General features: G+C 49.1%; 10 protein-coding genes. 4 read left to right on the top strand and 6 right to left on the bottom strand.

Going from position 1 to position 13177, the window contains the following annotated elements; translation table 11 throughout:
• Positions 1-6 precede the first annotated feature (6 nt).
• Positions 7-1596, bottom strand: coding sequence for a beta-helix domain-containing protein (locus tag U0358_RS03465; RefSeq protein ID WP_322407087.1), 1590 nt, complete (start codon positions 1594-1596; stop codon positions 7-9).
• A gap of 199 nt (positions 1597-1795) precedes the next feature.
• Here U0358_RS03465 and U0358_RS03460 point away from each other — a divergent pair, with 199 nt between their 5' ends.
• The gene (locus U0358_RS03460; protein WP_322407086.1) at positions 1796-2638 is read left to right on the top strand and encodes an MBL fold metallo-hydrolase; all 843 of its coding nucleotides are present in this window, start codon (positions 1796-1798) and stop codon (positions 2636-2638) included.
• Here U0358_RS03460 and argH read toward each other — a convergent pair.
• Genes argH through argC form a run of 5 tightly spaced genes read right to left on the bottom strand, consistent with a single transcriptional unit; the run spans position 2622 to position 8402 of the window.
• A complete protein-coding gene (gene argH / locus U0358_RS03455) occupies positions 2622-4484 on the bottom strand; it encodes an argininosuccinate lyase (RefSeq protein ID WP_322407085.1) in 1863 nt (620 codons plus the stop codon). The genes U0358_RS03460 and argH overlap by 17 nt on opposite strands.
• A 3-nt stretch (positions 4485-4487) precedes the next feature.
• Positions 4488-5699, bottom strand: coding sequence for an argininosuccinate synthase (locus U0358_RS03450; protein WP_322407084.1), 1212 nt, complete (start codon positions 5697-5699; stop codon positions 4488-4490).
• Complete coding sequence (locus U0358_RS03445; RefSeq protein WP_322407083.1) at positions 5696-6646, bottom strand: ornithine carbamoyltransferase; 951 nt, start codon at positions 6644-6646, stop codon at positions 5696-5698. Before U0358_RS03445 ends, U0358_RS03450 begins: the two co-directional genes overlap by 4 nt.
• A gap of 2 nt (positions 6647-6648) precedes the next feature.
• A complete protein-coding gene (gene argB, locus U0358_RS03440; RefSeq protein WP_322407082.1) occupies positions 6649-7380 on the bottom strand; it encodes an acetylglutamate kinase in 732 nt (243 codons plus the stop codon).
• On the bottom strand, positions 7377-8402 hold the full coding sequence (gene argC, locus U0358_RS03435; RefSeq protein WP_322407081.1) for an N-acetyl-gamma-glutamyl-phosphate reductase: 1026 nt from the start codon (positions 8400-8402) through the stop codon (positions 7377-7379). The genes argB and argC overlap by 4 nt, the downstream gene beginning before the upstream one ends.
• Positions 8403-8502: 100 nt before the next feature.
• On the opposite strand from argC, the gene argE reads away from it, so the two are divergent.
• The 3 genes from argE (at position 8503) to aceB (ending at position 13147) form a co-directional block, all read left to right on the top strand.
• Positions 8503-9663, top strand: coding sequence for an acetylornithine deacetylase (gene argE, locus U0358_RS03430; protein WP_322407080.1), 1161 nt, complete (start codon positions 8503-8505; stop codon positions 9661-9663).
• A gap of 93 nt (positions 9664-9756) precedes the next feature.
• Positions 9757-11382, top strand: coding sequence for a methyl-accepting chemotaxis protein (locus U0358_RS03425; protein ID WP_322407079.1), 1626 nt, complete (start codon positions 9757-9759; stop codon positions 11380-11382).
• 181 nt (positions 11383-11563) lie between these two features.
• On the top strand, positions 11564-13147 hold the full coding sequence (aceB, locus tag U0358_RS03420) for a malate synthase A (protein ID WP_322407078.1): 1584 nt from the start codon (positions 11564-11566) through the stop codon (positions 13145-13147).
• Positions 13148-13177 lie beyond the last annotated feature (30 nt).

Raw genomic sequence — 13177 nt, 5'->3', positions numbered from 1 at the left:
CTCAAATTAGTCTGCGTCAGCAGCAGCTACAGCAGTTTCAACCCACTGGTACCACTCAGAACTTGTATCGTCGTCAGACAGTGCGCCGATAAAATCAACCGGAGTAAAGAAGTCATCGTTTAATGACGTTAAGTCATTCGCTTCGATAGTGATAGATGAACTCATATCAGTAGAAATACCATCATCATTCAGAACAGTCGCCGAACCATCAAGAACCTCGTTTACACCACCGTTGTCATACCATTGGCTGTAAGTTTCACCATCGCCAAAGGTATTGTCACCGGTGTTAACAAAGTTGTTGGTACACGCCATGACCGAGTTATAAAAGTCCAGTTCGCCATTATCAACACCAGCTTCACCGTCTGTTGTAAAGAAGACACAACCATCATCGGCAGTGCCATTTTCTTTAATTTTCAGCACGTTATACATTTTACCCTGGAAGTTATCGTCAAATTTAGTGGCAATTGACGGAGCATTGTCACGCTCAGACTTTCTGTCGGTAGTAATAATCGTCACGTTAGCAATAGTCGGGGCTGAAGCCGGAACATCATCATAATCTGAGCCGTTATTCTTCTCACCGTCGGCCTCAAAACCGCCGTTACCCATACCAACAGTATTTCCATCAACCGTTACAGTACCGTGTTTAATAAACAGGAATTGAGCCTTACCCTGCCAGCCAGCATCCATGTCTACTGAGTCGTCCTGGTTATCAGTGAAAACGATGTGTTTGATGTTGGCCGCGCCACCAAAGAATTCAACACCATCATCGTAGCCCTGGTGAATATGAAGAAATTCATAAGATGAACCTGAACCAACCGCGTTTAGAGTTAACGAGTTAAGGTCATCGCCGTCACCACCCTCGCGAGGACCTGAACCTGCGTACCAAATGTTAACGTATTTCATTGAACCGCTGTTATCAGCGTTGTCGTTACCACCGAAGTAACTAACAATACCTTCTGACTCAATGTTACAAGTGCCGCCTTCGCGCTGTGCGTTAGTACATTGGTTCGTTTTTCCGTTACCGTTGATAATAATACCACCCCAGTCGGCGAAACGTGGTTCGTCACCTGTCACGTTCAAACGGTCAAACGCGTTAGCAGAGGTAAAAGTGATTGGCTTTTCAAAAGTACCAATCGCATTCAACTGCGCACCGCGGGCAACCTGAACAATGGCTTCACCAGAAGTAAAAGCAAGCGTTGCACCAGGTTCAACAGTCATAACCGGGCCATTTTGATTAATTTCACAGTCTGTCGTGGTATCGCAATCTTCACCAATTTGCAGGGCACCCTCAAATACGTGCACTCCGCCGTCTGGCAGCTCTTCAAAAGTAATGTCTTCAGCAATTTCGATAGTTGCGCTTGCAAAATCCGTGTCGTAACTGCAATCCTGACCGTCATATGAGCCTTGAACGTTGCCATAGCTGGCACACTCTGCGCCGCTGCCTGAGTCACCGCCACCATCAGCGCCGCCGTCACTTCCACCATTTGAACCGCCACCATTGTTAACCGTTGGCGTAACATTAATATCACCACCGCAACCAGCTAAGAATAAAGCGGTAGCTACAGCAGAGACTTTGAATAAGGTATTAAATTTCATTGGGTTCTCCCGACTTGGATGTTGTCCAGTTATGATTTAAGTCGGGAGAAGACTAAGATGCTTGCATGACAAGATTGTGACAACACAAAAGTGTCATAAAATATTCACTATTCGGTAACCTATATTTTCTCTTTTGATCTTTGCGCTTGTTTAATAAGTAACCTATATCAATAACGAAAACACAAATAAGGAAGACCCCATGCGTAAACTTTTAATCAGCGGATTACTGGCAGCTTTTGCTTTACCCGCTGTGGCTGACCGTTTCCAAGATGTAACCATAGAACACAACGAAGTCGCCGATAATATTTATATGCTGACAGGCGCTGGCGGAAACATGCTGATGTCATCAGGCGATGACGGCGTATTTCTGGTTGATGATCAATACACTCAGGTAGCAGAAAAAATTGCCGCCAAAATTAAAGAGCTTAGCGGCGAAGAGGTTCGTTACATTTTGAATACTCACTTTCACGGTGACCATGTCGGCTCAAATATGTGGTTTGCCAATAATCAGAACTCAACTATTTATGCTCATGACCATGTGCGAGAACGCTTGGGTCAGGATAGCGACTTCAACGCAGCAGGCCTTCCAGCCATTACCTTTGATTCAACCCTTACCTTCCACTTAAACAATGACACTATCCGTGTGTTTTATTTGCCTGCAGGCCATACCGATGGTGACAGCGCCGTTTGGTTTGAAGACGCTAATGTGCTGCACCCGGGTGACTTATTCTTTAATGAACGCTTTCCTTTTATTGACCTGAAGAGCGGTGGTGACGTTGACGGCTACATTGACAACGTTGAAGAATTATTAAGTCGCATTAATGACGAAACGGTGATCATTCCCGGTCATGGTCCTTTAGCCAGTAAAGAAAACTATCGTGGCTTTCTGACTATGTTAAAAGAAACAAAAGCGGAAGTTGATACTATGAAGCAGCAGGGAATGACCCTTGATGAAGCAAAAACCAAGGGCCTTAGCGATAAATGGGACGACTGGAGCTGGTCTTTTATTAACGAAGAGCGCTGGATCACAACGCTGTACTAAATATCAGCCTCTCGTCCGGTGGTTGAAGGTGAAAGTCCATGGCCAGCTCATCGCAGTTGGCCAGCCTTGGGCACAATTCACAGTCCTTCATCACCTTTTCCGGCAAACTGTCTTTAGAACAATGACTAAAACCTTGCTGCTCAAAAAAGTCCGGCACCCGAGTCAGCACAATGACCCGATTGAGTTGCAGTAACCGCGCTTTTTTTAATAAATAAGACACCAGCATGCGGCCCTGCCCGCGAACTTCCGTATGCGGGTGAACGCCCAGCGAACGAATTTCAGCAAGGCCAGTGGTATAGATATAAAGCGATGCACAACCCATAACTCTACCGTCCACTTCAGTAACGGCAAACTCGTTAATCGAGTGTACAATGTCGTCCTTGGCGCGCGGTAAGTTCTCTCCGGCTCCGGCCCAGTGCTGAACCAACTCCAGAATCTCGCCAATATCACCCAGGTTGGCGTCCCGAATACGAATTTTCTGCTGTTGTTGAGCGCTTTTTAATGCTTCGTTTACGCGCTGCGGTGACGTACCACCCAGTGCACAGCGTTTTTCCAGTAAAGCATCCAGCGTCAGCCACTCATAAACATCCTGCTCAATAACCGGAACGATTGCCTGAAACGCCTCCAGCGGCATGTCTTCCAGCGGTTTTTGAGCCTGAATGGCCTGCTGAACCAGCTCTCCGACGTTATGATGTGCCAGCCTAAAAGGTACGCCTTTAGCGACCAGATAATCGGCCAGCTCGGTGGCGTTAGCGTAACCGCCCTGCGCAGCTTTGCGGCAAACCTCATGGTTCACGATTAGCCCCTGCAGACTGGATGTGACCATCGCCAGCGAAGCCTGCCAGGTGGTAAAGGCGTCAAATAAACCTTCTTTGTCTTCCTGCATGTCTTTATTATAAGCTAGCGGCAGAGACTTTAAGGTCATCATCAACCCAGTCAACGAGCCCACCACGCGGCCGCTCTTGCCACGCACCAGTTCCAGTGCATCAGGGTTTTTCTTCTGCGGCATGAGCGAAGAGCCCGAAGTCACATTATCCGCCAGCTCAATAAAGCCCGCCTCGCCGGAATTATAAAAGATGAGATCTTCCGTTAAGCGCGACAAATGCAGCATCGACAGTGATGCGGTGCTTAATAACTCCACCACAAAATCACGATCGGAAACCGAATCTAAACTGTTGCGAGTCGCCTGGCTAAAACCCAGCTCGCTGGCAATGGCTTCACGGTCAACCGGATACGCCGTTCCCGCCAAAGCCCCACAGCCAAGCGGACTTTTATTCAGGCGCGTTACCGCATCCTCTAAACGCTCGCTGTCGCGCTGCAGCATTTCTACATAAGCTAAACACCAATGCGCCAGCAATACCGGCTGCGCTCGTTGCAAGTGGGTATAGCCGGGTATAACCGTACCCTGCTCACGCTCAGCCAGCCCCAACAATGCCTGCTGGGTTTGCTTCAACGCCTGTTGCAAAACCTCTGACTGCTGACGGCACCATAACCGCAAGTCGGTCGCGACCTGATCGTTACGGCTACGTCCGGTATGCAGTTTTTTGGCTAAGTCGCCCACCTTGCCTATCAGCGCCGCCTCAACAAAAGAATGAATGTCTTCATCACCGCCGACAGCAACCGCCGCAGGATCAGAACGCACTTCACCTAACAGTTCATCCAGTGCCTGTTGTAATTGCTCACATTCACCAGTACTCAGTACTCCAACTTTTTGCAGCGCGTTGGCCCAGGCTTTAGAGCCGGTAATATCCTGCTCTGCCAGCACATAGTCAAAGGGTAACGAGTCATTAAACTGCTGAAACGCGGCATCGGGTCCTGCCGCAAAACGTCCGCCCCATAACGCCATAACCTATCCCTTTTGCTGTTTTTGTAGCGCCGCAATCCGGCTCGGAAGAGAGAACAGCCGGATAAAGCCTTCAGCATGCGCCTGGTTATACACTTCGTCCGCACCAAAAGTGGCAAAATCTTCACTGTACAAGCTGTGCGGCGAACGTTTCTGTACCGCGGTTACCGAGCCTTTATAAAGCTTCAGAACCACCTCGCCACTAGCAGTCGCGCATAACGACTGAGCCGCAGCCATCACCGACTCTTGCAACGGGGTAAACCAGCGTCCGTCGTACAGCAACTGTGCGAACTGTTCGCTCAATTGCGCTTTCCAGCTGCGACTGACTTTGTCCAGCACCAGTTCATCAATGGCCTGCAACGCCGCCATCATCACAGTACCGCCCGGCGTTTCATAACAACCGCGGCTTTTCATTCCCACCAGACGGTTCTCCACAATATCCACGCGGCCAACACCGTGCTTAGCAGCAGCGTCATTTAAAACATTCAAACATTCAAAAGGCGACAGCGTCTGGTTATTCACCGCCACAATTTCGCCGTTTTCCACCGTCACAGAAAGGTACTCGGATTTGTCCGGCGCCCGCTCCGGCGATACTGTCATAGTCCAGACCTTTTCGGTTGGCTCACACCAGGGGTCTTCAAGTTCGCCACCCTCGTGGGAAATATGCCAGGCATTGGCGTCGCGGCTGTAAATTTTGGTCGCCGACGCTGAACAGGGAATATTGCGTTCCGCCAGATAATCCAGCAAAGATTCACGGCTGCTTAATTCCCACTCGCGCCAGGGCGCAATCACCTGCAAGTCTGGAGCTAAGGCCGCATAGCACGACTCAAACCGCACCTGATCGTTACCTTTACCAGTACAACCGTGAGACAGTGCGTCAGCGCCGACTTTACGCGCTACTTCAACCTGGGCTTTGGCAATTATCGGCCGCGCCATAGCGGTGCCGAGTAAGTAAGTGCCTTCGTAAATCGCCCCAGTTTTCAGGGTCGGATACACATAGTTTTTAACGAATTCGTCTTTTAAGTCCACCACATGGCATTCAGAAGCACCCGAAGCTTTGGCTTTCTCTTCAACGCGCTCAAGCTCTTCTGCTCCCTGCCCAACGTCAGCCACAAAGGCCACCACTTCGCAGCCGTAGTTTTCTTTTAACCAGGGCACAATAGCCGATGTATCCAGGCCACCAGAATAGGCCAATACCACTTTTTTTACGTTGCTCATGAGGCTTTCTCCATAGATTCTGGCAGTACGGCTGCCTTTGGATTCAATAATAAAGTTAATAAAGTATTTTGCGCATACAGACGGTTCTCAGCCTGCAGAAAACAGCGCGACAGCGGGCCGTCCATGACATCGGAGGTAATTTCGTAACCCCGGTGTGCCGGCTGGCAGTGCAACACCGAAGTGGCACCGCTGTGCTCAACCAGCTGCGAATTGATTTGATAGGGCTGGAAAGTGTCGCGAACTTCGCTCAGCGGTTTATCATCGCCCATCGACACCCAGGTGTCGGTATAGAGCGCATCAGCCCCTGCCACAGCGGCAATATCGTGGGTAACCACAATGTCGGCACCACTTTCTTCAGCTTGTTTTTTAGCTTTGCTGACAAGATCAACGTCGGGTTCATGCCCGGGCGGGCAAATAATAGTGCAGCTTGCACCCAGTGCGGCGGCAGTCAGCATCAGCGAGTGCGAAACATTGTTGCCATCGCCCAGATACACCAACTTCAGACCCTCCACCTTGCCGTAGTGCTCCTGCAGCGTTAAAAAATCGGCCAATGCCTGACAGGGGTGAAACCGGTCACACAAACTGTTAACGACCGGCACAGAGGCGTGCTGAGCCAGCTCTTGCAATGTATGGTGCGACATAACCCGTGCAACAATAGCATCGGCCCAGCAGGATAAATTGCGGGCATAATCAGCAACACTCTCGCGCACGCCCATACCCTGTCCTTGCTCATTCAAATAAACCGCATGACCACCCAGTTTTTGCAGACCAATATCAAAAGACAGGCGCGTACGCAGACTCGGTTTTTCAAACAGAGTAACAACGCTGCGGCCTGCAAGCGTTTGGCGGTATTTTTCGGGGTGTGCTTTTTGCTCTTGCGCTAAAGCCAATAATTGCAAAGTGTTAGCCGGAGTTAACTCCAGCCCGGATAAACAATGTTTCATCATACTTACTCACTAATCCGTGTACCTGAATGGGGTTTATTCATTAAGTTCCAACTGCCTATTCGCACAGATCGTCGCAAGTGTCTGGCGGCTTCCAGCGCGCCACGAACCTTAACCAGCATACCGTCCTGAATCACACCCGCCCTTGTCAGCTCATCAATGCTGCGGGTGTTCAGCTGCTCTATCAGTCTGCCCTCGCTGTCGAGCACGCCTTCAACGTCGGTCAAAAGCAATAAATCGGCGTCGTAGTTTGCAGCAACGGCTACGGCGGCGTCATCGGCGTTAACGTTAAACCAGTCACCTTTTTTGCCGAAGCCAATCGAGCTTATTAATGGCAGATAACCGCATTTGAGCAGGTTAGTAATTAACCCTGACTCAAACAGCTCGCACGTACCTACCTGCCCCAGCGCGGCAGACTGGCGACGACAAGAAATACCCGCCTCATGCAGGGTTAAACCAATGGGCCTTATACCGGTAGCTATTGCCTGAGACATCAGCTGTTTATTCGCACAACCCGCCAAAGCACCCACTATGTATGGCATGTGTTGTTCAGGACTGACTCTGAGCCCTTCATGCTTTTCGCTTTTTAAGCCTGCGGTAGACAGCCATTGCTGAGCCAAAGCCCCGCCGCCGTGCACAATGACCGTTTTATTTTGTGTATCGACCAGAGACTCAAACAACGCTTTCATTTCTTCGGGTTGCTCAAGTATGTTGCCGCCGAGCTTAATCACCCTCATAACAAACCCTCTTCTACCGGTAAGTCCAGTTGCAGGTTTATGCATTGAATGGCCTGACTGGCTGCACCTTTTAATAAGTTATCAATAGCTGACAACGCAATTAACTGATTGCCCTGACGATGCCAGCCAATGTCGACGAAAGGTTGTTGCACCACATTCTTAATGGCCGGTCGCCCCTGCTTTTCAAAACGCACCAGAGGCTGCCCTTCATAGCATTGGTAAGCTTTATCTAGATCAGCGTCGCTAACATCATCGTTAAGTTCAGCGTATAAAGTTGCCAGAATACCGCGCGGAAACTGCGCTAAATGCGGAGTGAATAAAACGTCGTGCTGTAACTGTTGAGCAATTTCCAGAGTATGGCGATGCTCAAATAACCCATACGCTTGCAAAGAGAGTTCCGCACCATGACTCGTCAGCGAGGCTTTGCGACCAGCACCAGTAACACCGGATACCGCATTAATAATAATTTTGTTGTCACTGAGTAAGCCAGCCTGTTTGACCGGAAGCAATGCCATTAGGGCGGCTGTTGGGTAACAACCGGGCACCGCGACTAACTGCGCTGCGGCTATCTCATCCGGGTAGCACTCCGTCAGCCCATAAATCGCTTGTTGTAGCCACTGATTCTGCTCGTGCTCAAAGCCATAAAATGCCGGGTAATCTTCAACCCTGTTTAAGCGAAAGCCACCGGACAGGTCTATGACTTTCAAACCGGCAGCCAGAAACTCAGGCGCCAGCTCCACACTCACACCATGATCAGTACACAAGAACACAGTGTCAGCTGAGCTCTTAATGAGCTCTTTTTCATGACGGGATAAGCCCTGTAACGAAAGTTTCACTAAATGTGCATGTTGGGGGTGTAAATCACTCAACAACGAGCCTGCATCACTGCTATGCTCAGAGACATAACAACCCAAAAGACTAAGCGCCGGATGTTGTTGCACCAAACGGGTTAGTTCGACGCCGACGTAACCGCTGGCTCCGATTATTGCGACTGACTGAGACTGCGCTGCTATATACTGCATGCGACAAAAACCTGTTGCTGTTTCTGAGTAAAAATGCAGAATAACCGAATAAATATACTTATGCAATAATAGTGAATAATTATATTAAGGATTAACTATCATGAGCATCCCTGCCTTACCATCATTCTTCTCAATGTATCAGCAACTCATTGCACAGCCTTCCATCAGCTCTATTGACCCTAAGTGGGATCACAGCAACCAGAAGGTTGTGAACTTACTGGCTGAATGGTTGGAAGTATTAGGCTTTGAGTGCGAAATCAATGAGCTGCAAAGTCAGCCGGGAAAGTTCAATTTACTGGCGCGTCGAGGGGCAGGAAGTGGCGGGTTGCTGCTGTCCGGACATACTGACACCGTGCCTTACGATGCCAGCCGCTGGAACTTTGACCCTTTTAAACTCACCGAGCAGGACAACCGCTGGTACGGCCTTGGCAGCATTGATATGAAAGGATTTTTTGCTTTTGTTATTCAGGCTCTGAGTGAGCTGGACGCAACGCAGCAAAGCAAACCCGTGATGATACTGGCCACCGCTGACGAAGAAACCACTATGAACGGCGCCCGTGAAGTGAGTCGCTTTGCCAACCTCAAACCCGACTACTGCGTAATAGGCGAACCCACAGATATGCGCCCGGTATACGCACACAAAGGCCACATGAGCGAAGTTATTCGCATTACCGGACGCTCCGGCCACAGTTCAGATCCGGCACTGGGTATTAACGCCATAGAACTGATGCACGAAGTCATTTCAGCACTCATGAAACTAAAAGAAGATTTTAAGCATAAATATTCAGATTCAAACTTTACGGTACCACAACCGACCATGAACTTTGGCCACATTCATGGCGGCGACAACGCCAACCGCATTTGTGGCTGCTGTGAGCTACACCTGGACATTCGCCCGCTACCGGGCTTGTCTGTTGATGAGCTATACGCCCACCTGCACCAGGCAACGGAGACTATTCAGGCCCGTTACCCAGGGTCAATTGAGCTCATTTCACTGCACCACCCAATACCCGCCTTTCAGCAAAATACCGACTCCGCATTAGTGCAATTAGCAGAGAAAATTTCGAAAACTCAGGCACAGGCGGTTAACTACTGCACTGAAGCGCCTTTTCTTCAAGCCTTGGGCTGTGAAACCCTGGTCATGGGGCCTGGCTCAATACGTCAGGCACATCAGCCCGACGAGTATCTGTTAGCTGAAACCATAAAACCCACTCGGAAAAAACTAAAAAACTTACTAAAAAGTTATTGTTTTTCGGGTTAGCCGCCGATAGCCCACAAAAGGATACGGCAAGCTTAAGCACTGATGAGTTTGCTACAATCAAATAATTGCGTTGATTAAACAAAGGAACACGCCATGATACGACAAATTTCTATAGGTCTGCGAGCGAGTGTCGCTTTCGGACTGGTCGGTATACTCATCCTTATTCTCGGAATTTTTGCACTAAACCGGGTTGGGGTTATTTCTAACGAAATAACGACTATCACCGATAAACAAATGCCGGCGCTGGACAACGTAAACGATATAAATCACGACTTTCTTTTGGTGCGAATTCATTCAGCCAACGTTTCCAGCTATATAAATGATGCTGACCGTTTAGCAACCTACAAAGCCAGGCTCTCCGACGCTATTGACTCGCTTAAGCGAAATCAGAGCGAATACGAAAGTGTTATAGAGGATTCTCGGGCGCAAGAATTATTTAATGAATATAAGGCGCTTGATAAAGAATATTGGCAGTTAAACGAGCAATTCAATAAGCTGGTTGATGCGGGACTTGAAGATGCTATTGCCTCGATAAGAGAAAACAGCATACTTCCGCTGACCAATAAAATTACTGATAAGTTAGAAGAACTTCACAGTAGAGAGAGCCTTCTTATTGATGAAGCTGCAAATGGCGCACACGGCGTAGCCGAAAATGCCAACCTGGCGGTTATTATTGTACTCGTCATTGCTATCGCATTACTCGCTGTATTCGCTGTTGTGCTAACCCGCAGTATTGTGTCACCTATTAGTGCTGCTGTTGATTTTGCTGAAAGCATTGCTAAGCGCGACTTAACACAACGCATTGAAATTGTCGGCAACGACGAGCCAGCGCACCTGCTTCGTCAACTAGAACGAACGCAAACAGAGTTGCGCAATTCCATTACCACAATATCGGAATCGTCGGAGCAGTTGGCATCAACCTCTGAAGAACTGAGTTCAGTGACTGAGGAATCTACCCGAACTATTCAGCAGCAGTCTGAGGAATTAGAACAAGCAGCAACCGCTGTAAATGAGCTGACCACCGCCGTTGAAACCGTTGCGCAGGATGCCCAGAATGCCTCTGAAGCTTCTGACGAAGCAAATCAACAAGCGCAACAAGGTAATGACAGCGTACGTCAAACGGTCCGTGCTATTGAAGAGTTGTCTCAGGAAATAGGAGACTCTTCAGGTAACGTGACAGAGCTTGCGGAAAAAGTTAAGAGCATTACCAAAGTACTTGAAGTTATTAGCGGTATTGCAGAGCAAACCAACTTGCTGGCACTGAATGCGGCAATAGAAGCGGCCCGTGCAGGTGAATCAGGACGCGGGTTTGCCGTTGTTGCGGATGAAGTTCGTTCTTTAGCTCACAAGACACAGCAGTCCACTGTTGAGATTGAAGACATGGTTAAAGCTATTAATGAATCCAGCGACCGTTCTGTAGCCACTATGGACAAGAGCTTAGAGCGTGCTACTAAGACTCTGGACGTGGCACGTGAAGCCGGTGAAGCACTGCAGTTAATTGCCACGGCCGTAAGTGAAATAAACAATCACAACACGTCCATAGCCAGTGCCGCAGAAGAGCAGGCAAATGTGTCGCGCGATGTTGATAAAAACCTGGTCAGCATTCGTGATCTGTCTAATTCAACAGCTTCCGGCTCAGAGCAAACCAATGCCTCAAGCCGCGAGCTGTCGCGCCTGGCAGTTGACCTTAATGAACTGGTTAAGCGTTTTAGAATTTAAAAATTGCAAGTTAATCTATAGACGGGGCCGCAATGGCCCCGTTCGAATTTTAGCCACAGAACCTATCTCAACTAAAATAACCTTCCTGAATACTGCTAATTAACTGCATAAATTAGACTAATGGTTAGACCAGCGTCTACTCTTAATCCGTGTTAACAAACTAATAACAACGGATTCAAAAATGAACAACCTATTTCACTTCAGTCAGCCGCTTGATGACAATGCAAAAGCCTTGTTCAACGACGAGAATCAGTCGTTTCTCGCTGAGTTAGTCGATACCTTTCAACCGCAGTTAGAGACGCTGTTAAAAAAGCGCCAGCAACGTCAGGCGCAATTTGACCAGGGTCAGTTGCCTGATTTTGATGCTGCCACTCAAGACATCCGAGAGGGAGACTGGCGCATTGCCGAACTGCCGGCAGATTTGAAGAAACGCCGCTTAGAAATTACCGGACCGGTGGACCGCAAGATGGTCATCAACGCACTGAATGCCAATGTCGACTGCTACATGGCCGACTTTGAAGATTCCCAGTCACCTACCTGGGAAGGCATGGTCAATGGTCAAATTAACCTGCGTGACGCCAACATTGGCGGCATGACCTACACCGACCCCGACAGCGGCAAACATTATGAAGTCGCCCCTGATCCGGCATTGCTGATTGCACGGGTTCGCGGCCTGCACCTACCGGAGAAACACGTACAGCGTAATGGTCAACCAATTCCCGGCGCGCTAATGGACTTTGCTCTGTACTTTTTACTGAATTATCAGCAACGCCTGCAACAAGGCTCCGGGGTGTATTACTACCTGCCCAAGCTAGAGCACAGCGACGAAGCTAAATGGTGGGCCGATGTTTTTCATTTCACCGAGAAAAAATTCAGCTTAAAAACCAGCACCATTCGCGCCACCATACTGATTGAAACTTTGCCAGCGGTTTTTCAAATGCACGAAATACTGCACGCCATGAAAGACCATATTGCTGCGCTCAACTGCGGTCGCTGGGACTACATTTTCAGTTACATCAAAACCCTGAAAGAGCACCCGGAGCGAGTGTTGCCCGACCGCCAGGTGGTGAGCATGGACAAGCCTTTTCTTAATGCTTATTCACGCTTGTTAGTAAAAACCTGTCACCAGCGCGGGGCTCTTGCTATGGGTGGCATGGCGGCCTTTATTCCTAGCAAAGATCCAGCCGAGAATGAGAAGATCCTCGCTAAAGTTCACGCCGACAAAGCCATGGAGCGTGACAACGGCCACGACGGCACCTGGATTGCCCACCCCGGGCTTGCTGATACTGTACGCGAAATTTTTGTCGACGGTATTGAAGGCGACAACCAGCTTCATGTAGTGCGTGAAAACGACACCGAAATTGATCAAGCTTTGCTACTTCAACCCTGCGATGGTGAACGCACCGAAGCCGGCATGCGAACCAACATTCGGGTGTCACTGCAATACATTGCGTCGTGGCTGAACGGCAAAGGCTGCGTTCCTATCTACGGCCTGATGGAAGACGCCGCCACCGCAGAGATTTCGCGTACCTCCATCTGGCAGTGGATACGCCACGGCAAATCGCTTTTCGATAACACCCCGGTCACCAAAGAGCTGTTCCGACAATACCTGCGCGAAGAAGCAGAAGTGGTGAAAAACGAAGTCGGTGAACAGCGCTGGAACAACGAACCCTTTTCCCAGGCCCTAAGCCTGCTGGAAGAAATTACCACAGCCGACGAGCTGGTCGACTTTCTGACCCTGCCCGGCTACCAACAACTCAACTAATAACGATTAAAGAACAACAAGGACATTATT

The sequence above is a fragment of the Idiomarina sp. PL1-037 genome (assembly GCF_034422975.1).
Lineage (GTDB): Bacteria > Pseudomonadota > Gammaproteobacteria > Enterobacterales > Alteromonadaceae > Idiomarina.
Note: the sequence above shows the minus strand (reverse complement) of the source record. Positions and strands in the feature narration are given on the sequence as shown.